Raw genomic sequence first — 19,418 nt, forward strand, 5'->3', positions numbered from 1 at the left:
TTCTAGCCACTAAGAATTGGGTTCCCTAAGGTCAGCTAATTACTCACAGCAGTGACAGTTTTTTTAGCACCTAGCATGGATCTAGTTCAACATAGCTTTTTCGGTGAAAACCAAGTATCCAAGACCAGCGTGTAATTGCTTCACCATTACGATGACTTAGTCGAGAGAAATCAGAGCAATATCCTGGGAGTTGGGCGATCGCAAAGTTGGCGGGGGGGCGTAGCATGGAAGGGTGAGTGTTTTTCCTTCGCCGCTGGTTTCATTGCAGTCGGGGTGCTGGTTCAAGCTAATTTGTGGCGCGAGTTTCCAGCATTTGCCGGCCATCCGGACTCTGGCCCTGGTCTATGGGCTAGCGGGGGCTGACTGTGTGGATGTGGCTGCTGATCCGGCGGTGATTGCGGCAGCACGATCGGGCTTGGAGGTTGTCCAGTCCCGATCGGGTCGATCGCCCTGGCTAATGGTTAGCCTGAACGATGGTGAAGACCCCCACTTTCGCAAAGCCCAGTTTAACCCAACTCAGTGCCCTAGTGATTGTTCTCGTCCCTGCGAGCGGGTTTGTCCAACGGGGGCGATCGACCCGGGCGGCGTAACCGAAAGCCTTTGCTACGGCTGTGGCCGCTGTTTGCATATTTGCCCGCTGGATTTGATTGGGGCCCGATCGTACGTGTCCACCCCCAGCGCGATCGCCTCGGTGGTGTTGCCCTTGGGCGTGGAGGCGATCGAGATCCACACGGTTCCGGGTCGCTATGATGATTTTGCACGGCTGTGGCGATCGGTGGAACCCCACCTCGATCAGTTGCAGTTGGTGGCGGTCAGTTGTCCCGATGGCCCGAATTTGGCAGATTACTTGCGATCGCTCTACGACTTGATGGCACCCGGCTTGCGAGCGGCCGGTTGCGCCCTGATTTGGCAAACGGACGGGCGGCCCATGAGTGGCGACATTGGTGCAGGGGCCACGCGCGCGGCGATCTCCCTGGGCCAGAAGGTTTTGCAATTGGGCTTACCCGGCTTTGTGCAGTTGGCCGGGGGCACGAACGATCGAACCGTGCCCAAACTCCGAGATTTAGATCTGTTGGGGCCCAATCGACTGGCCGGCGTGGCCTATGGCAGCTATGCCCGATCACACCTGAAGCCCGTGACCGATCGGCTCGAGGCCCTGGAACTGGCAGCGGGCCAAGCCGTGCCGATCGAAACCCAACCGGAATTACTGGCCGAGGCGCTGACCTTGGCGCAACCGTTGTTCGCTCCGCTGAAAGCTCCCCATGCTCCGATTCCGCTGGCAGCGCTGCCGCCTTAGCCCGTGGCTAGGTTTGTAGCGTTGCCTTGCTCCGAGTCCAACTTGCCGCGCCCTCTTGCTGTTAATTAGCTCTTATGGTGATGTTTCCCGATACTGGCGATCGTCCCGTGACTTTGCAAACCGCCCAACAAGTTAAGGAAGGAACTGACTTGGCAGCAATGGCTGATTCCGCTGGCGCACCGGCTGTGGGTAGCGAAGCGATCGATCTGGGTCGCACTCGCAGCACCGATGACCTGAGCCAACTTCTGGGTATTTTGCCGCCTCACCTGCGGAAAGTTTTAGAAAATCATACGGATTTGAATCAGTTGGTGGAGGTGGTGATGGACTTTGGGCGGTTGCCCGAGGCCCGGTTCCCCGGTGCCCGCACCGAAAGCCTCAGCGACAAACCCGTCACCCGCGACGATTTGGACTATGCCACCGCTCGGGTTGGGCATTTTGGCGGCGACAACCGCGCCGGCATCGAGCAAACCCTGCACCGAATCAGCGCCATCCGCAACCGCCGGGGCGACGTGATTGGCCTCACCTGTCGCGTGGGGCGGGCCGTGTTCGGAACGATCGCCACGATCCGCGACCTGGTGGAAAGTGGCAAGTCGATTTTGATGTTGGGGCGGCCCGGCGTTGGCAAAACCACGGCCCTGCGGGAAATTGCCCGGGTACTGGCCGATGAGTTGCAAAAGCGGGTGGTGATTATCGACACCTCCAACGAAATTGCGGGTGATGGCGATGTGCCGCACCCGGCGATCGGGCGGGCCCGACGGATGCAGGTGGCCGAGCCGGAATTGCAACACAAGGTGATGATCGAGGCGGTGGAAAACCACATGCCTCAGGTGATCGTGATCGACGAAATCGGCACGGAGCTAGAAGCCTTGGCAGCTCGGACGATCGCCGAGCGGGGTGTGCAACTGGTGGGCACGGCCCACGGCAACCAGTTAGCGAACTTGATCAAAAACCCGACTCTCTCGGATTTGGTCGGCGGCATCCAATCCGTCACCTTGGGCGACGAAGAGGCCCGGCGGCGCGGCTCCCAAAAAACCGTCCTAGAACGCAAGGCCCCGCCCACCTTTGAGGTGGCGGTGGAAATGCAGGAGCGCAGCCGCTGGGTGGTGCATGAGGATGTGGCCACCACGGTGGATTCCCTGTTGCGCGGGCGGATTCCCGAGCGGCAGGTGCGCACCATCAGCGACACGGGCAAGGTGACGATTACCCACGAGCTGCCGGAAGCGGAAACGGCGGGCACCGATCGCTCCCTGGCTCCAGCGGGCCGCAACGGGGGCCCCAGCAAGGGCGATCGCGGCTGGCGATCGAGCGGGCAAATGACCCCTGTGCCCCCAAATCGGCGGGTGGTGGTGCCCCTGGGAGCCGCCACGCCCCATGAGGAATTCGCCCAACTGCTCGATCGCACCGACTACAGCCCCCGGGCGATCGACGAAACCGACGACCTGAAGCAAAACGGCTATCTCTACGTCTACCCCTACGCCGTCAGCCGCCACCAGCTCGAGCAGGCGATTCGGTTGCTGAATTTGCCGGTGGTTTTGACCAAGGAACTGGACACGGCCGATGCGGTGCTGGCGTTGCGCACCCACTTGAAAAATCACACCAAGCTGCGCCACCTGGCCAAAACCCGCCAACTGCCGATCTATATCCTGAAGTCCAACAGCACGGCCCACATTGCCCGCACCCTGCGCCGGATTCTGAAGCTGGACGACGAGGGCGGCGAGGTGGAACCGGTGGATCTGCGGTTGTTTGCGGACAATGCCAGCGATGACGAGCTGGAAGCCCTCGAAGAAGCACGGCTGGCGGTGGAAAACATCGTGATTCCCAAGGGGCAACCGGTGGAGTTGTTGCCGCGATCGGCCCATGTGCGCAAAATGCAGCACGAGCTAATCGAGCATTACAAACTCACCTCCACCAGCTTTGGCGAGGAACCCAACCGCCGCCTGCGGATCTTCCCGGCTTAGTCGCACGACAGCCTTAATTCGTTGGGTCAAGTTGCGGAGTCAGTCGTGGTAACAAGGGGCTTAAGCCCCTTGCTGCCTAACGATTTGGTGGCGATAACAGCCCTGTAATTTAACCCAGCAAATTAAGGCAGCCACGCTACTAGGGCAGGCGACCCAATTCAAACCGGCCTCAAAAAATCAAAAAATCAGAAAAAACAATTCGAGGGTTTTACCTATGGCTCTCTCTCGTCGTGCGCTAATTCGGCAATCCTTAGCTGCGGCTGCGGGCTTCACCCTGGCGGACTGGTTGCTGTGGGCACAAGATGGGGCGATCGCCGCTCCAATCGCCCAAACCACCCCGACCGTACCCGAAATTTTCAAAGTACCGCCCTTACCCTACGCCTACGACGCACTGCAACCGACGATCGATCGGGAAACCATGGAGTTTCACCACGACAAGCACCACGCCGCCTACGTCAAAAACCTGAATACCGCGATCGCGCCTTACCCCGAACTGCACAAGCGCTCAATTGAAGATCTGATCAGCAATCTCGACGCGTTGCCCGCCGACATTCGCGCCGCCGTTCGCAACAATGGCGGCGGCCACGACAACCACAGCCTGTTTTGGGAAAGCATGGGCCCCAACGCGGGCGGCCAACCTACTGGGGCGATCGCCCGGGCAATTACAGACACCTTTGGCAGCTTTGAAGCCCTGCAAACCGCGTTCAACCAAGCGGGAGCCAAGCGCTTTGGCAGTGGCTGGGCTTGGCTAGTGCTCGATCGCCAAGGAAAACTCACCGTCACCAGCACCGCCAACCAAGACAGCCCGCGAATGGAGGGGCAAATTCCCCTGCTCGGCAACGACGTTTGGGAACATGCCTACTACTTGAACTATCGCAACCGACGCGATCAGTATCTCCAGCAGTGGTGGAATGTGGTGAACTGGCCGGTAATTAACCAGCGCTACGAAGCCGCTAAAGCCGCTTAAAACTCAAAGGTCGCGGGCACCTTGATTTCCCATGTCCCAGCCGTCAGGACAAGGGGCTTAGGGCGTGTCGTCAAATTTCCTGAAACCCTTATGACCTCGTTCTTTAAACCAATCAGTCGTAGGGGCGGGGTTTCCCCGCCCAGTTCCCGTGATCCTCGGGTATTCCCAGGGGTGGACAGGGTTGTGGCGATCGCCCGGGTTAGGGTTGGGAGACCCAACCCCTACGGCGATGGAAATGACGACAGGCCCTAAGCCCCTTGTTCGCTGAGATTTGGCACGGTTTCTGGGGGTTTGAGGCCCCAAATTGAGATGCCTAAAACACCTCTAGGTTCAACACATAGCGACCTAAAGGCAAATTCTGGGCCCAAAGCTCATATTCCAAACGCACCCAATCGGGAACCGGCCGGCCCGACAGAGTGAGGCTGCGGGTGAAGTTGCGGAGGCGAATTTGTTCGTAGCCCTGGTCTGTGGCTTCCTGGAGCCAATAGCGACTGATGCCATAGACCCCCCGTTCCCACAGGTGGCGGTAGTGGAAACCGCTGGCGCTTTGCATCGTTAACACAGCCCGCTGGGGGGAAAGTTCCAGCCACAAGCTGCGATCGCCCTGGGGTTCCGCATTGGCCGCATAACCGGGCATCAGCACCGGTTCGATCGCCTTCACTGCCGGTTCCGCCAGCAGAATATGGAAGCGATCGCGCTCATTTTCGTAAATCGTGGCGGAAGTTTCGATCGAGGCGGCCGTTGGTAAATCTAACGACAACAGCGACAGGCTAATCGGACGGCGGTGACGAATCGGCGACATAGGTTGCGGCCTTGTTGGCTCAGGAGAAGCATCACGCGCAAAACCCGGAAAGCGATAGGATTGTCGGGCGAGCCTGGGCGATGGGTTTGCCAAGCCTTTAGGGCCCGGTAAGCCAATCACTGCCTAGGGCAATTCTGCCTGTGGCAATTCTCCCGGCGCGATCGCGAGTCCGAACCCTGTCGATTTTCCGATGCTCCACCCGATCGTAACATCCGAATTTGTAAACGCCCGCCAACGGCTGATCCTTTCTCCCACTGCCGAGGGCTGCCCCCTCGTGGGTCGCGTGCGGATCCCCGGCGACAAGTCCATTTCCCACCGGGCCCTGATGCTAGGGGCCTTGGCGGAAGGGGAAACAACCATTGAGGGCCTGCTGTTAGGCGAAGATCCCCGCAGTACCGCCGCTTGCTTCCGAGCCTTGGGAGCCGAAATCAGCGAGCTGAACACCGATCGGGTAACCGTGCGCGGCATTGGCATCGGCAATCTGCAGGAGCCGATCGGGGTGTTGGATGCGGGCAACTCGGGCACAACCCTGCGGCTAATGTTGGGCATTTTGGCTTCCCATCCCGATCGCTTCTTTACAATTACGGGCGATGACTCCCTGCGATCGCGGCCCATGGGTCGGGTCGTGAAGCCCCTGACCCTGATGGGGGCACAAATTTGGGGCCGCCGTGACAACACCCTCGCGCCTCTGGCCGTGCGGGGTCAGGCCCTCCAGCCCATTCATTACCAATCCCCGATCGCCTCAGCCCAAGTCAAATCCTGCATTTTGCTGGCAGGGTTGATGACCGAAGGACAAACCACCGTCAGTGAACCGGCCCTGTCGCGCGACCACAGCGAGCGAATGTTGCGGGCGTTTGGGGCGGAAGTGATCGTGGATCCGGACACCATCAGCGCCACGGTGGTCGGCCCGGCCAAGCTCCATGGCCAGCGGGTAATCGTGCCCGGGGATATCAGTTCAGCGGCCTTTTGGCTGGTGGCGGCGGCGATCGTGCCCGGCTCTGACCTGACGATCGAGAACGTGGGCATTAACCCCACCCGCACCGGTATCCTCGACGTGCTGCACCAGATGGGAGCCAACATCACCCTCGAAAACGAGCGCGACGCGGCGGGCGAACCAGTGGCAGATTTGCGGGTGCGCTATGGGCCCCTCAACGGTTGCGAAATTAGCGGGGCCCTGATTCCTCGGTTGGTCGATGAAATCCCCATTTTGGCCGTGGCGGCAACCGTGGCCCAAGGCAAAACCGTAATTCGCGATGCGGAAGAGTTGCGCGTGAAGGAGAGCGATCGCCTGGCGGTGATGGCGGCGGCCCTGCAAAAAATGGGGGCCCAGGTGACGGAACAGCCGGATGGGCTGGAAATTGCCGGCCCGGTGCAATTGCGGGGGGCCGATGTGGACAGCCACACGGATCACCGAATTGCCATGAGCCTGGCGATCGCGGCGTTGGTGGCCCAAGGAACAACCACCATCGATCGGGCAGAGGCGGCGGCCATTTCCTATCCGGACTTTGTGCCCACCCTGGAGCGGCTCACCCAAGGTTAATCGGCCTGCAAGTGGATCAAACCCATCGATCGGGCGGGTGAGCCGGTTATGGTGAGTCAGTCAACTGATCGAGATCGGGCAGGTTGATCAGGCAGATTAATCAAGCCGAGTTGGATCGCGCCCCAACCGCCAGGCTACGGCGCGTGATTTCCAAATACACCGCCTCCAGACCCACGGGCTGACGGGCCAAGCCATCGATCGGCAGGCCCGCCAGCCGCTCCAGCAACTCCGGCAAACTGAGGGACTCCGGCAACCACAACACCAGTTCCCCCCCAGCTTCCCGCCAAGGCCAGCCCAGTTGCTCCACCCGTTCAATCGTCCCGGCACGATCGGCCGTCGTTACCCGCACCAACTCAGCGGCGGGAATGGTCGATCGCAGTTCCGCCAAAGTTCCCTCCAGCGCGATCGCCCCCTGGCTCAAAATTCCAATTCGATCGCACAGGCGCTCCGCCTCCTCCAGCAAATGGGTGGTCAGCAGCACCGTCAAACCCTGCTTTTTCAGATCCCGAATCATGGCCCACAGGTCATAACGGGCTTCCAAATCCAAACCCGCTGTGGGTTCATCCAAAATCACCAACTTGGGCCGATGCACCAGGGCGATCGCCACATTCAACCGCCGCTGCATCCCGCCGCTGAGGGTTTCCACGGGACTATCGGCGCGATCGGTTAAGCCCACCCAAGCCAAGCACTGAGCCAAACGCGATCGCCGTTCCGATTGCCGCAAACCATACAAACTGGCAAAAAAATCTAAATTCTCAGCACAGGTCAGGCTTTTGTAGAGCAAGTTGTCCTGGGGGGCAATTCCCAACCAGTGGCGGGGAGCCTGGGCCAAGGGGCGATCGCCCAACCACAACTCACCCCCATCAGCCACCAACAGGCGACCCAGGATATTAATCGTCGTGCTTTTGCCCGCACCGTTGGGGCCCAGCAGCCCATAAATTTCGCCCGGTCGCAAGGACAAACTCAGTCCTCGCAATACCGGGCGATCGTCATAGGATTTAGTTAACCGTTCAATTCGCAACATGCTGCGCTGAACCCATGCGGATAATAGGACTTGAACCTACACGCCTTGCGGCACTAGAACCTAAATCTAGCGCGTCTACCAATTCCGCCATATCCGCTTAAGCCCAAATATCATAGCAAAATCCCCCCACTTCGGCAATCGTCATTTCATGCCAGTTGGGGAAGCCGTCACCGGTTCCGCACCGGCCGCGCCACAATCACATAATCATCCAGACCGTAATTCAGATCAAAGGTTGCACCAGCATAATCCCGCCGTAGACGACTAATCCTAGACTGCGGAGGCAAATTTTTAATCGCAAATTGTTTGAACTCTTGTTTGCCTAAGGGAGATCGCTGACCGGTGGAATTGAGATAGCAATACCACTCCAAATCAAGATTCAGCATTCGCAAAAACGTGATGACGGCAGCTTTTTCTTGGGTATCCGTCAGCGATCGATTATTGAGTCCTTGAAAGGATCGAAACTTTTTATCTTGAATCACGAATAACACATAGCCCGCATCGCTCAAGCCATGGCTAATGATGCGCTGATATTGTTGTAGAAAAATTGCACGCTCCACGGAATCCCAGGGGAAGCAATGGGCGATTGTGATCCAATCAAAAAATTTCTGTGGCAACTGTGATCGGGAATCTTCCTGAAGGTTGAGCGTTTTGAATTGGATATAACTTTGGTCACTCATTCCCATTGCCAGAGACCATTGCCTCAGCAGTTGATGCCCAATATCTTGAAAGGCAGATTGACAGTCAACAGAGCAATAGTTCAAGACCTGATCGGGCGATCGTACCTCTGGATCAAGCAATTCCCGCAACAACAACAGCCCAAACAGCGTTGTTCCTGGCCCCGCCGCTAAGTCCAGAATTCGAGGTTGTCTTGGTAATTGTCGACGTTCATAAATCAGTAGCCAACTAATAAAGAGACAGAGGGTATTTTCTAGAAAATATTCTAATAAATAAGCTTCCGCAGAATATTGGAAGCAGTACGTGGGACTTGCTCCACCTTTTAGCAATCGTAAATCTCCTAAAGCATCCCTGAGAGCCTGCTTTTGAGCCGATGTCTTCCGGGAAGGAAGTCGTTGCTCAAGGTGTTTCGTTAGGATGATCTCCAGAGGGTGAAACACCGCCTCCGGCAGCCCGGTGGTTTGCCACAATCCCTGGTCGATCGCCCGTAGCTTCAGTTGTTGTTTTAGGTCTTGGCAGCAATCGGGATTTGGCTCGCAATAGGGGGAAGTTTGGGCGGCGGCGCGTTGGGCCTGTTGTAGGGTTTTGAGCTGCGATCGCGTTTCGCGTAAATCCTGCTCCTGTTGCAGAAAGTCTACACAAAGCTGCGCCAAAGGTGACTGAACTGAACCGCGCTGTTGCCGTTGTGCAATTAGCAGTCGCACCTGGCGAAAATCTCGCCGCTGGAGGGCCGCCGCCAATTGACGATCGCTCCACCATTGCCGCAGGACTTCAATCATAGCCAAATCCCGCTTGACGTTCACAAAGCTCTAGATCATATTGCCCTTCAGCAATTAAGCGTAAAATATCATTTTTAAGCAGCTCATAATGTTTTTCTTCACAGTCGTACCACCAAGCAAAGCGCTGTTTTAGGGCTGTAGCGATGGGGCGGGTAGAAGCCTGGCGCATCCGATTGCCCCGATCGGGATGGAAGGGTTGCAACACCACCCGATCGGCAATGGCCAACCGCTGCACCAATCTGGGCAAATCGGCCGGCTCCGTGGGCAACAGCGGTGTGAGGGTGACGGATAGTTTGGGAATATAAACGTCGTGATCAGGTGATAGGGCAATGCCATAGCGAAAATGCTGCAACGCCTGAAACCGAGAAGTAATGCTGGGCGATCGCTCCTCAAACACCCGCCGCACAGTCTCGGAACCGGTGGGAATACTCATGTTGATTCGCAACCGCTGGAACCGCTGCAACAGATCGAGATCACGCACGATCGCCGGGCTGCGAGTTTGGATCACGAGTGTCGGTTGATAGGGAAGCAGGGTTGCTAATAGGGCCCGTGTGAGTTGGGTTTTTGCCTCGATCGGCTGGTAGGGATCAGTGCTAGTACTCATATAGATGCTGGGCGGTTGGTCGTGATGCCGAAACCAGCGTTCTAGCTCTTTTTCCAGCACCGCCACGGCGTTGGTTTTAACCACCACCCAATTGCCCCAATTATCCCGCCACCGAGCCGTAGGGCTAAAAGCTGCCGCATAGCAGTAGGTGCAAGCGTACTGACAGCCTTGGTAGGGATTGAGCGTAAAGTCGTAGGCTCCGATGAAGCCAGATGCGGGCATCAGCAGCGATCGGGCTTGGGTTTGATAGACCTGGGCTGTGCCAAAGGCAGCACCCGACGGCGGCGCGGGTGATCGAGCAGGAAATTCCGGCAGAGCAGTAAAGTCGGCCATCGCTCAAAAATCTCAGAATCAATCGACTCATCATCCGTCGATAAACTTGCGCCAGTTTATGCAATTTCAACCCGGTCGGATGCCAACCCACATCCCCTGCGCTAAGCATGGTCGATCGCCTTGAGGGCGGTGTATTGGGGTTCAGCAATTTTGTTTGCTGCAAATAGGGTGTCGGCAATTTCGCCAAGGGTGAGCACCGCGTGCGATCGATAGCCTTTGGCGGCCAAACGTTCCTTGGCTCCCGTGTTGTGGTCAATGAACACCACCAAATCAGTGACCCGCAGCCCCACCGATTCCAACTTGCCAATTCCCTCGATCGCGCTTTTGCCGGAAATCAAAATGTCATCCACCACCACCGCCGTTTCGCCAGGGGTGAAATTTCCTTCCACCACCCGCTGAGTGCCGTGGGCCTTCACTTCCTTGCGCGGAAAAATCATGGGGCGGTTCAGGTGCAAGGCCAAGCCGGTGGCCGTGGGCAAGGAGCCGTAGGGAATGCCGGCCAGGCGATCGAATGTTAGGGGAGCCACCCGATCGGCATAGGCCAACAGGATTTTGTGAAAGACTTGGGGATTCGAGATGATTTGCCGCAAGTCCACGTAATAGGGAAAGGTGGCCCCGGAGGCCTGCACATAGTCACCAAACAGAATGCAACCCAAGTCGAAGAGCTGCACAATCAATTCCGCGTGGGGATGGGCGCTGGTGTTGGTGCTGGCGGGCGCGGGCAACCAAAGGGGGCAGGCTTCCGCGATCGGCCCGCAAACGGCCGTCTGAGCTTGGGTGAGTCGATCGCGCAGTTGCATAATCTGGCGACGGGGTTCCGGGTGGCTGAGGGCCGCCCGAGGCACCAGCACAATCAATCCATCACCATCGGCCGCCAGGCCCGCTTGCAGGGTTTGGCGCAGATTGGCATCCAGTCGATCGCCCGTGGCCGCGTCCAGGTCTTGGCTGTAGTCCACCGTTGCCAGCCCCGCCCCTGACCAAGCCCCCCGCAACAAAATGGGCGCTTCTGGAGCCACCGCCCGCAGCCGCCGCAAGATTTCCGGATCCGCCGCTTCCAGTTCCAAGCCCATTTGGCTGGGAATGCCCCAGGTTTGCACCTCGCGGGCCAAGCTGAGGTAGCGGGGTTCGGCCTCGGGGGCCGGGTCTTGCAAAACGCGGGCGGAGGGGTTTTCGGTGTAACACAGGGCAAAAAGGGCGCGATCGGCTTGGAGCAAAAAGGGCGCGGCATGGTCTTGGCCCGAAAAGGGCACGATCGTTACGGCATCCACCTGCCAGCGATCGAACGCTGTGCGGGCAAACAGGCCGCTGTTGATCCAGTCCGCATGTTTGGCATCCAAAATGACGGGCAATTCTGCCGGAATCCTGTGCCGCAACAGGTCTTCTAATAGGGCCAAGCCCGCCGCCCCAAATAGCAAATAGGGATCGATCGCCACCTTATAGGCACAAACCAAATCTGCCGTTTGGGCCACCATCGTTCGCAGCCAGTCTCCCAAGGCCGTCAGGGGGCGATCGACTCCGGCCGCAATGTCGGCCACAGCCGCTTCCAAAAAGTCAGAACTCGGATCCAAACTGAGGCATAGCAAACTCCCGCGCGATTGGGTCGCCCGGTGTAATTTATCGATAAATGTCATAGGAATCGCAGGGAAATCTCAACAGAAATTTCAGAGAATGTCTGAAAAGGAGCTTAGATTATTGGCAAAACACCTGAACCCGGATCACCGGCTAAGAAGCTTTGAATTGTAGAGAGTTAGGCCCCTCCGCTCCGTCAATTGCCATACGGACAGAATGCCCCGGAGTGGCCCAGGGTTCCCTGGTTAATGGAGTAGGATAGGGGCACTTTTTCCGCTGAGCGCCGTTGTGGATGGGCCGGGGATTTAACCTTGGGGTTGAATTCAGGAATTCCAGTCAACGGTGCTGGCTTTGGGCGTTGCGCGCGCCGCTAAATCTTCACCCTGCGGGGCACGTTGTCGATGGAGTATTGCGAGTTTTTGCTGCAAAAGGAGGGCGATCGGGCTTGGTTGCCACTGGAGTCGCCCAGCGTCGAAGTTTTGGAAGGACGCTATCGCCTGATTGCCCGATCGAGCTATCCCGATGCGGCAGTGGAAATTCGTGTGGGCTACCAGCCGGATGGGGCGATCGGGGGCACTAGCCAACGCACCCAGTCCCGATCGGCCCAAACCAATGTCAATGGGCTGGTGGTGGTGATTCCGTTCACGGTGTTGCGGCCGGGGCTTTGGGAATTTAGCTGTCGGCAATCGGTGGGCGAGGAGGCGGATCCGACAACCACGGGGCCCGCCTGGCACTATGCGGTGACGCTGCAAGTGTTGGCCGTGGAGGCGGAAGATTGGGTGGATGTGGAACCACAACCGGCGACGGATGCGCTGGCCCAGGAATCCAACGGGTCGGAAGTGGTGAGCCGATCGCCCGATGAATTCTCCCCGTCCCATGGCATGAATGGTGCTGAGGGGGCCGTTGAAGAGGTCATGCCGGAGCTAGTGGCGGAAGCGAACGCAGCGAACGGGCTGGCCGATTCGATCGCCCCGAAAATTCCCCAGGCCACGGAGCCAGAGCCTATCACTTCAGAAATCGCTTCAGGAATCGCTTCAGAAGTTGCTCCAGAAATTACCCCAGAGAGCACCCCGAAAAACACTCCAGAAATTACCCCAGCAATTGCCCCAGAGCCAGCCTCGGCCAAGCCCCCATCGATTCCTCTGCCGGCCTTACCGCCCACGGAACCCTTCACGCCCCCGATCGAGCGGTTGATTCAAGTGGAAGACGATCGCCTGTTGCGCATTGCCGATCGCCTGTTGCAGCAAATGGTGGAACCGGCGGAACCGGATCCCATGGAAGCGATCGACCCGCTGGTGGCCGCCAGCCAGCTTCCTCCCTTGCACTTACGACTCGATCGCACCACCTACATCACCGCTTGGGGCGATCAGTTGGTGTTGCAAGGCAGCTTGGATTGGGCCGAACCAACCAAGGCTCCCATGCTGGCTCAACTGCCGCCCACCTTGGAATGGCGGGTAACCCTGCGCGATCCCAACAGTCAGCGGGTGTTGGTGCGGTTGCGCCAGCCGATCGCCGGGTCGCGCTGGAGCCGGCCAAGCGATCGACCCTTGCCGGGTCAGTTCACCTGCACCGTGGAATTGCCCCTGGAAGCCAGCACCTTTTTGATGTTGGGCGAGCTGGCTTTGTATCCCCACAGTTTGCCCAGCGCCGAACCCCTTACCAGCCAGGCCTTCGCGGTAGCCGCCGATGCCGATGCCCTGTTGCGGGCGATCGAGCCGGATTTTCGCCCAGAGGATTGCACAGAGGACGATCGGGCCCCGGCCGCGTTGCCGCACGAATCCCTGCCGTTTCGGCCCAATGCCCAAGCCCCCGCCAAAAAGAGCTTGGATCTGAAGCTGCTGAACTTTGTGCAACCGGCGAAAGCGCCCATGTTGCCATCGATGTCGCCGTCCATGTCGCCGTCCATGGACTCCGCGCCGTCCATGCCCGAGGTTGCCCCCGCCCCGATCGCCGGTGTTGAGTTGCCGGAAGCTGCCATTTTGCAAGGGTTGCCCCCCGCTGCGCCAATTCCCACCGCCAACGGCCCGGCCCCTTGGGCGATCGACCCCTTACCCAGTGAGCCTTCACCTTTTGACGCGCTGCCCAAGGGTCACCGGTTCTGGTCAAGGCTCACGGCCTTGGCTGATGACCAAGATTTACGGGCCTGGATGCGGGCCCGAGGAGAGGGAGTTGCGCCCGCCCCGGAGCCACCGGATCCCGATGCGGACTGGACGGCCGGTGAAGTGCTGGTGGATGACCTGTTGCCGCTGCAAAACGGATCCAATGGCTGGCCTGTTCAGGCCAGCCCACCGCCGCCGCCGCCCGCCGAGGCCACCTTGCCACCCACGATGCCGATTCCACAGCCCACGATCGAGCTGTTGACCCATCCCCTGGTGGCGGAAACCACGGCCACCTTGCGGTTGCGAGTGACGGAGGTGCCCTCACGACTCTGCATTAAGGTTTGGACGAGCGATCGACAAACGCGCCAAATCTTGGAACCACCGCGCTGGCTGTTGGAATTGCCCCCCAATGGCCTGGGGGAATTGGAAACCCGTGTCACCTTGACCGTGCCGGCCCTGGTGGCGGAACTGAGCATTGAGGCGGTGGTGATGGAGTTGGCAACCCACCGCGAAAGCCGCAAGGCGGTGATTGTTGCACCCGTGTTGCCCCCCGAGGCCCATCCCGATCGCCCCACATTGGATCCATTGGCGATCAACAACCTGTTTGAGGCCCTGTCGCCCTCCCGTTGGGATTAGGGCGGCATTGAGCCTCCGGTCAAGGATCCAAAACCCAATCACAGGGCATGTTGGGGGCGATCGGCTCCCCGCGTTGATTCAAGCCTTGGTTCAAGCCTTGGTTCAAGCCTTGATTCGCTTGTTTGTTAAAAATCTTTAGCAACCCCACGCCACACCGGAGGCCAGCTCGTACAGTTAATGGGAAATCCTCTGAATTCGATTAAGAATAAGGATCTTTTCCCATGGCAGCCTCTTTTCTTCCTTCGATTTTCGTGCCGATTGTTGGCTGGGTATTTCCTGCTGTAACAATGGCCCTGCTGTTCCTGTATATCGAAAGCGACGCTTAACAAAAAATCGCAAGCGAAGCTGTGCGTAGCCTGCCAAATTCCCCGATCACGGCCCTGAATCACAGCGAGGGCAATGACTGGGGAGATTGCAGTTTGCCTTCTCCTTGAATCGAGTTGATTAAATCCAGACCGCTGGCTGTCTAAGATAGTTAGCGGTTTTTTGCGGGCGAACAGCGCCTGAAGATCATGAGCGATCGGGTGGCGACGGCACGGTTAATTGAAGTTTTTTCAGCAATCCAGGGTGAAGGGCCGATCGTGGGCACGCGGCAACTGTTCATCCGGCTTGCCCAATGCGATTTGCGCTGTGACTATTGCGATAGCGATCGCACCTGGGTGGCTCCCGATCATTGCGACATTGAGCAAACCCCTGGCCTACGGGATTTTGTGACTGTTGCCAACCCCGTGAGCCAATCGCAGCTCCTGGACTGGGTGCAACAGCTCGATCGCCCCCATCTACACGACAGCATCAGCATCACGGGGGGTGAACCCCTGTTGCACAGTCGTTTTTTGCAAGATTTCTTACCAGCCTTGAAGACCGTTTCCAGCCTGCCGGTTTATTTGGAAACCGGGGGCCATCGGCCACAGCAGTTGGAACCCCTCTTGCCTTGGCTGGATTGGATTGGCATGGATTTGAAGCTGCCCAGTGTCAGCGGCGAAACCCACTGGGAGGCCCATGGGGAGTTTTTGCGGTTGGCGGTGGCAGCGCAAAAGTGGGTGTTTGTGAAAGCGATTGTTTCCGAAGCAACCACGCTGGCGGATCTGACTCGATCGGCTGAGTTGGTGGCGGCGATCGATCCCCATTTGGTTTACGTGATGCAACCCGTTTCGCCCTTGCCCGCACCGATTAAGCCCGATCGCCAACCCCCGCAAGCGCCCCAGCCCGAACAAGTGTTGGCCTGGCAACAACACCTGAAACAGTGGTTACCGCAGGTGATTGTGATTCCACAAACCCACAAGGCGATCGGGCAACTTTGACCGGGCCCTAATCGGGAATTTTGAGGGATAGCTCGTAGACCGATCGCTTGGGCAGGTTCAGTTGGCCGGCAATCTCGCGGCTGGCGGCCGATCGGCTCATCCCTTGGGTCATTCGATCGGCCAGAGCGGCGATAATCTCCGCTTCCGTGGGTTGGTGGGCCACCGGGAGCACTCCGCCCAAAATGAGCACAAATTCCCCCTTAATGGGACAGGCGGGATTCTCGGGAGTCCAAGTGGCGATCGCCTCCGAGAGGGAACCACGCCAAAACTGTTCGTAGCGCTTGGTCAGTTCCCGGGCGATCGCGATCGGTCGTTGGTCGCCGCCGTGGTTGGCCAGGTCTTGCAGGGTTTCCCGCAGGCGGTGGGGCGCTTCGTAAAGAATCACGGTGCGGGCCTCTTGGGCCAGTTGAGCCAGTCGATCGCGCCGTTCTTTGCCCTTGGTGGGTAAAAATCCTTCAAAACAAAAGCGATCGGTGGGTAAGCCGGAGCCAATTAGCCCCGCGATCGCCGCGCAGGCTCCCGGCACTGGCACAACGGACAACCCCGCCGCCCCGCAAGCCGCCACCAATGGCACGCCCGGATCGGAAATGCCCGGCGTACCTGCATCGCTGACTAGGGCGATCGCCTGGCCCGCCCGCAGTCGATCGAGAATTTCGGGAATCCGTTTGGTCTGGTTGTGTTCGTGATAGCTCAGTTGGGGCTTGCTGATTTGGAAGTGGGCTAGCAGCTTGCCCGTGTGCCGGGTGTCTTCCGCCGCGATCGCATCCACGGCCTGCAAAATTCGCAAAGCTCGGTAGCTGATATCTTCCAAATTCCCGATCGGGGTGGCTACCAAATACAGGGTTCCCGGCTGCACTGTTGTGACTTCGCCCACGGTGGTCGGCGCTGGGGAAGGCGTTGCCGTCATCTGCCGAACCTCCCCCTAGATTAAAAAGCGATCGAGCGCCGCTTTCAGTTCCGCCAATTCCGCGTCAATGTTGCCCTCGCGTGCTGCTCGCACAATGCACTCATTCAGGTGCTCATCCAAAATGGCCCGCGCCACCCGATCGATCGCACCGCGCACCGCCGCCAACTGAATCAACACATCGGGGCAATCTCGCCCATCCTGCACCATGGCCTTGATGCCGCGCACATGGCCTTCAATCCGCGACAGACGATTCACAATTTTGCGAATCGCTTCCGGGTTGTGGGCGTGGCTGTGGCTATGGGACGGGCCATGGCTATGGCCGTGAGCATGGCTGGGAGCGGGATTGGAGTCGAGATGCTGGGCAGAGCTGGGGGCGGGCTGATGGGACTGGTCGGAATCGGCGGCAGGGTGAGGGTGATTGTCGGGTTGTGCAGGGTCGTGATCAGGACGATTCAAGGGATGGAACGCAGCCAGATTCAAAGGGGCAGTTTGGATTCTAACGCGATGGCTCCGGGTTTCCGAGCGATCGCACCGCTTCGAGGGCCCCGTGAGCAATTTGGGGCAGAATACTGCGATCGCGATCGCCCAAAGGCGCATCGATCGCCACCACCAGCCCAAAGGGCCGCCCATCCACCGGCTCCACATAGGCACAATCCCACCGCACCCGGCTCATCCACCCCGCCTTAGACCACAGGCGCGTGGTGGGGGGCAACCCTTCCCCCAAAAAACCGGTGACTTGGTTGTAATCCGGATCCAAGCTGGCCACGGTGGCCGGATCGAGCGATCGCGCCAGGAGGTTCATCAGCATTTGCGATCGCGCCGCCGAAACCGCCACCCCACCCGCGATCGCGTGGAGCAGCCGCGCCACCGCATCCGTCGTTAAATAATTGCGATTGCTGTAGTCTGCCGCCAAAAAGACTCGCTCGCGGCCATAGGGCCCATCACCCCAAGTTTTTTGGCAAACATTAATGGTTTGGAACTCTTCCCAACCAAACGATTGCAAATAGCGATTCACGATTTGTCGTTGCTGTTGCCAGGTTTCAAAGGGGCCCGCTGGCAACTCCGGGCCGCTGGTGGTTCCCGACAACACATCCACCAAATAGCTCGTGGCATCGTTGCTGGAATTGACGATCGCATCATGCAGGGCCCGATCGACCTCTTCCGTGGGCGAAATCATGCCCTTTTCCAACCATTCCTGCACGGCCACCGCATAAAACAGCTTGACCACGCTGGCCGGATAAATGCGCTCCACACCTCGATAGCTGAACCCACGTACCGGATGGGCCCAAAAATCCGCCGGAGCCAGGGCCCCACCCGTGTTCACCATGTAGGGCGGATCGTAAACCCACCAGGTCAGGGCCAATTGGTTGCGGGCTAACAGCGGATATTGGATCCATAGCCGATCGAGCAGTTGTTTTCCCAACCGCTCCAGTTCCCCATCCTGTTGGTAAAAAATCATGCCTACGGTGTTTGGCGTGAACCCAACGATTCTCGCCTATGCTTGGGGCGATCGTCCTTGTTTGCACCGGAGACCTTCCATGACCTCGATCGCCCTCGATCGCGTGCTGGCTGACTTGGGCCAACCGATTCCCGATCGCCCGGAGTATCGCTGCACCGAACCCCTAGACCTCTTCACCCGGCCCGACGGGGAAGAACTGAGCACCCAGGTGGCTCCCGGGCGACAACTGTGGTTTCGGCAACTATCGGCGGATTTGGCAGCAGGTTTGGACACTGGTGCAGGAGCCAATTCGGGAGCCAATCTAGAAGCCAATTCAGGAGCCAACGGGGATTTCAATCAAGGGGCGATCGAGGTGGTGCTTTGCGAGGATGACTATGCCGCTTGGTTGCCCCTGGCCGCTTTGGCTCACCTGGCCCCGGCCATTGGCCCCTATCGGGCCCCGATCGTGTCGCGATCGGCCATTGTCGATCGAATTCCCCAGGCGATCGCCTTTGCCCAAGCGGCCATGGCCGTTCCCCATTGCTATCTTTGGGGCGGCACGATCGCCCCTGATTATGACTGCTCTGGCCTCATTCAAGCGGCCTTTATGAGTGTGGGCGTTTGGTTGCCGCGCAATTCATATCAACAACAGGAATTCACCGAACCGGTTGAACTAGAAAACCTGCAACCCGGCGACTTGCTTTTTTTTGGAATGCCCACCAAAACCAACCATGTGGCGCTGTATTTAGGCAAAACCATCGGACAACATTGCTATCTTCACAGTTCCGGCTATGAACAGGGGCGGGGAAGAATTGCCGTTGATTTTTTGTCTGATCAAGGCGATCGGGTGGCCCAAGCTTATTTTTCCCAATACAAAGGAGCCGGTCGCATCCACAGCAGCTATCAACCCAGCCTCAAGGGCTAATTCACGGTTCATTCACCGATCTGCTTTGGCGCTTTGATGGCCCTCAAGCGAACAATTAGACTTCAAATTAATGATGAAACTGGCCGTAAAAGTCAAACCCAACAGCAAACAACAGAAAATTGTTGAAGAAGCCGATGGGGGGCTAACCATTTTCTTAAAATCTCCCCCGATCGATGGCAAGGCTAATCGCGAGTTAATTCAACTCCTCGCGACCCACTTAGGCGTTAGCAAATCAGCAATCACGATCAAAGTTGGCCAAGCGGGTCGCCAGAAAATCATTGAAGTTGCAGACTAGCGAGCAAAGTCCAAGGCGGGCGAGGCGAGAAAATGAGGGATCCCTTGAAAGCAATCCCATAAAATTGAATCAGCATCGATCGCCCCAACGACAAGCGCTAGGGCCCTCAGGATTGGGATAGGATAAGCGCGATCGCCCCTCTTGCTCCACATCGATACCATGATTGATTCATGGTCGATCCCCGACATTGGCATCCGATCGAGCCTTGAGGTCGAGCCTTGAGGTCGAGCCTTGAGGTTGAGCCTTGAGATCGAGCATTGGTTTAGATC

At 58.3% G+C, this 19,418-nt stretch carries 17 protein-coding genes and 1 tRNA gene; 9 read left to right on the plus strand and 9 right to left on the minus strand.

Annotated elements, in window-relative coordinates:
- Positions 1–232 precede the first annotated feature (232 nt).
- The 3 genes from ldpA to H6G53_RS15430 all read left to right on the plus strand — a co-directional run bounded on the left by ldpA (position 233) and on the right by H6G53_RS15430 (position 4,222).
- A complete protein-coding gene (gene ldpA / locus H6G53_RS15420) occupies positions 233–1,297 on the plus strand; it encodes a circadian clock protein LdpA (RefSeq protein ID WP_190534503.1) in 1,065 nt (354 codons plus the stop codon).
- 158 nt (positions 1,298–1,455) lie between these two features.
- On the plus strand, positions 1,456–3,255 hold the full coding sequence (locus H6G53_RS15425) for a R3H domain-containing nucleic acid-binding protein (RefSeq protein WP_190534598.1): 1,800 nt from the start codon (positions 1,456–1,458) through the stop codon (positions 3,253–3,255).
- 214 nt (positions 3,256–3,469) lie between these two features.
- On the plus strand, positions 3,470–4,222 hold the full coding sequence (locus H6G53_RS15430; RefSeq protein ID WP_190534506.1) for a superoxide dismutase: 753 nt from the start codon (positions 3,470–3,472) through the stop codon (positions 4,220–4,222).
- A 313-nt stretch (positions 4,223–4,535) separates the two neighbouring features.
- Here the strand turns inward: H6G53_RS15430 and H6G53_RS15435 are convergent, their stop codons facing one another.
- Positions 4,536–5,024: a hypothetical protein gene (locus H6G53_RS15435; protein WP_190354167.1), complete on the minus strand. Its 489-nt coding sequence runs from the start codon at positions 5,022–5,024 to the stop codon at positions 4,536–4,538.
- A 190-nt stretch (positions 5,025–5,214) separates the two neighbouring features.
- On the opposite strand from H6G53_RS15435, the gene aroA reads away from it, so the two are divergent.
- Complete coding sequence (gene aroA / locus H6G53_RS15440; RefSeq protein WP_190534510.1) at positions 5,215–6,564, plus strand: 3-phosphoshikimate 1-carboxyvinyltransferase; 1,350 nt, start codon at positions 5,215–5,217, stop codon at positions 6,562–6,564.
- A gap of 100 nt (positions 6,565–6,664) precedes the next feature.
- Here the strand turns inward: aroA and H6G53_RS15445 are convergent, their stop codons facing one another.
- From H6G53_RS15445 to H6G53_RS15465, 5 genes are all read right to left on the minus strand, one after another.
- A complete protein-coding gene (locus H6G53_RS15445) occupies positions 6,665–7,588 on the minus strand; it encodes an ABC transporter ATP-binding protein (protein ID WP_190354165.1) in 924 nt (307 codons plus the stop codon).
- Between the two features lie 15 nt (positions 7,589–7,603).
- Positions 7,604–7,685, minus strand: a tRNA-Leu gene (locus H6G53_RS15450).
- Positions 7,686–7,755: 70 nt separating this feature from the next.
- Positions 7,756–9,042 (minus strand): hypothetical protein, encoded by a 1,287-nt coding sequence (locus H6G53_RS15455; RefSeq protein ID WP_190534513.1) that lies wholly within the window; start codon positions 9,040–9,042, stop codon positions 7,756–7,758.
- Positions 9,035–9,979, minus strand: coding sequence for a radical SAM protein (locus tag H6G53_RS15460; protein WP_199309280.1), 945 nt, complete (start codon positions 9,977–9,979; stop codon positions 9,035–9,037). The genes H6G53_RS15455 and H6G53_RS15460 overlap by 8 nt, the downstream gene beginning before the upstream one ends.
- A 101-nt stretch (positions 9,980–10,080) precedes the next feature.
- A complete protein-coding gene (locus H6G53_RS15465) occupies positions 10,081–11,610 on the minus strand; it encodes a phosphoribosyltransferase family protein (RefSeq protein ID WP_190534515.1) in 1,530 nt (509 codons plus the stop codon).
- A gap of 339 nt (positions 11,611–11,949) precedes the next feature.
- On the opposite strand from H6G53_RS15465, the gene H6G53_RS15470 reads away from it, so the two are divergent.
- The 3 genes from H6G53_RS15470 (at position 11,950) to H6G53_RS15480 (ending at position 15,584) form a co-directional block, all read left to right on the plus strand.
- Positions 11,950–14,283, plus strand: coding sequence for a hypothetical protein (locus tag H6G53_RS15470; protein WP_190534519.1), 2,334 nt, complete (start codon positions 11,950–11,952; stop codon positions 14,281–14,283).
- 221 nt (positions 14,284–14,504) lie between these two features.
- Positions 14,505–14,609, plus strand: a complete 105-nt coding sequence (psaI, locus tag H6G53_RS15475) for a photosystem I reaction center subunit VIII (RefSeq protein WP_099534644.1) — start codon at positions 14,505–14,507, stop codon at positions 14,607–14,609.
- Positions 14,610–14,795: 186 nt separating this feature from the next.
- The gene (locus tag H6G53_RS15480) at positions 14,796–15,584 is read left to right on the plus strand and encodes a 7-carboxy-7-deazaguanine synthase QueE (protein ID WP_190534521.1); all 789 of its coding nucleotides are present in this window, start codon (positions 14,796–14,798) and stop codon (positions 15,582–15,584) included.
- 7 nt (positions 15,585–15,591) lie between these two features.
- On the opposite strand, the gene rsmI is transcribed toward H6G53_RS15480, so the two are convergent.
- The 3 genes from rsmI to H6G53_RS15495 are packed head-to-tail and all read right to left on the minus strand — an operon-like array spanning position 15,592 to position 17,950.
- Complete coding sequence (rsmI, locus tag H6G53_RS15485; RefSeq protein WP_099534642.1) at positions 15,592–16,491, minus strand: 16S rRNA (cytidine(1402)-2'-O)-methyltransferase; 900 nt, start codon at positions 16,489–16,491, stop codon at positions 15,592–15,594.
- A gap of 15 nt (positions 16,492–16,506) precedes the next feature.
- Positions 16,507–16,947: a metal-sensing transcriptional repressor gene (locus tag H6G53_RS15490; RefSeq protein WP_242030711.1), complete on the minus strand. Its 441-nt coding sequence runs from the start codon at positions 16,945–16,947 to the stop codon at positions 16,507–16,509.
- A 40-nt stretch (positions 16,948–16,987) separates the two neighbouring features.
- The gene (locus tag H6G53_RS15495; protein WP_099534640.1) at positions 16,988–17,950 is read right to left on the minus strand and encodes a serine hydrolase; all 963 of its coding nucleotides are present in this window, start codon (positions 17,948–17,950) and stop codon (positions 16,988–16,990) included.
- Between H6G53_RS15495 and H6G53_RS15500 the strand changes: the two genes are divergently transcribed.
- A complete protein-coding gene (locus tag H6G53_RS15500; RefSeq protein WP_242030710.1) occupies positions 17,949–18,854 on the plus strand; it encodes a C40 family peptidase in 906 nt (301 codons plus the stop codon). The two genes, H6G53_RS15495 and H6G53_RS15500, sit on opposite strands and share 2 nt — an antisense overlap.
- Before the next feature lie 73 nt (positions 18,855–18,927).
- A complete protein-coding gene (locus tag H6G53_RS15505) occupies positions 18,928–19,149 on the plus strand; it encodes a DUF167 domain-containing protein (RefSeq protein ID WP_099534638.1) in 222 nt (73 codons plus the stop codon).
- Positions 19,150–19,418: the final 269 nt, after the last annotated feature.

The sequence above is a fragment of the Limnothrix sp. FACHB-406 genome (genome assembly GCF_014698235.1).
Classification (GTDB): Bacteria; Cyanobacteriota; Cyanobacteriia; order CACIAM-69d; family CACIAM-69d; genus CACIAM-69d.

What these genes read in the sequence shown, in the direction of transcription:
- H6G53_RS15425 (WP_190534598.1), top strand. Translation starts at nt 1,456, where the DNA reads ATGGCTGATTCCGCTGGCGCACCGGCTGTGGGTAGCGAAGCGATCGAT.
- H6G53_RS15430 (WP_190534506.1), top strand. Translation starts at nt 3,470, where the DNA reads ATGGCTCTCTCTCGTCGTGCGCTAATTCGGCAATCCTTAGCTGCGGCT.
- H6G53_RS15435 (WP_190354167.1), bottom strand. Translation starts at nt 5,024, where the DNA reads ATGTCGCCGATTCGTCACCGCCGTCCGATTAGCCTGTCGCTGTTGTCG.
- aroA (WP_190534510.1), top strand. Translation starts at nt 5,215, where the DNA reads ATGCTCCACCCGATCGTAACATCCGAATTTGTAAACGCCCGCCAACGG.
- H6G53_RS15445 (WP_190354165.1), bottom strand. Translation starts at nt 7,588, where the DNA reads ATGTTGCGAATTGAACGGTTAACTAAATCCTATGACGATCGCCCGGTA.
- H6G53_RS15455 (WP_190534513.1), bottom strand. Translation starts at nt 9,042, where the DNA reads ATGATTGAAGTCCTGCGGCAATGGTGGAGCGATCGTCAATTGGCGGCG.
- H6G53_RS15460 (WP_199309280.1), bottom strand. Translation starts at nt 9,979, where the DNA reads ATGGCCGACTTTACTGCTCTGCCGGAATTTCCTGCTCGATCACCCGCG.
- H6G53_RS15465 (WP_190534515.1), bottom strand. Translation starts at nt 11,610, where the DNA reads ATGACATTTATCGATAAATTACACCGGGCGACCCAATCGCGCGGGAGT.
- H6G53_RS15470 (WP_190534519.1), top strand. Translation starts at nt 11,950, where the DNA reads ATGGAGTATTGCGAGTTTTTGCTGCAAAAGGAGGGCGATCGGGCTTGG.
- psaI (WP_099534644.1), top strand. Translation starts at nt 14,505, where the DNA reads ATGGCAGCCTCTTTTCTTCCTTCGATTTTCGTGCCGATTGTTGGCTGG.
- H6G53_RS15480 (WP_190534521.1), top strand. Translation starts at nt 14,796, where the DNA reads ATGAGCGATCGGGTGGCGACGGCACGGTTAATTGAAGTTTTTTCAGCA.
- rsmI (WP_099534642.1), bottom strand. Translation starts at nt 16,491, where the DNA reads ATGACGGCAACGCCTTCCCCAGCGCCGACCACCGTGGGCGAAGTCACA.
- H6G53_RS15500 (WP_242030710.1), top strand. Translation starts at nt 17,949, where the DNA reads ATGCCTACGGTGTTTGGCGTGAACCCAACGATTCTCGCCTATGCTTGG.
- H6G53_RS15495 (WP_099534640.1), bottom strand. Translation starts at nt 17,950, where the DNA reads ATGATTTTTTACCAACAGGATGGGGAACTGGAGCGGTTGGGAAAACAA.
- H6G53_RS15505 (WP_099534638.1), top strand. Translation starts at nt 18,928, where the DNA reads ATGAAACTGGCCGTAAAAGTCAAACCCAACAGCAAACAACAGAAAATT.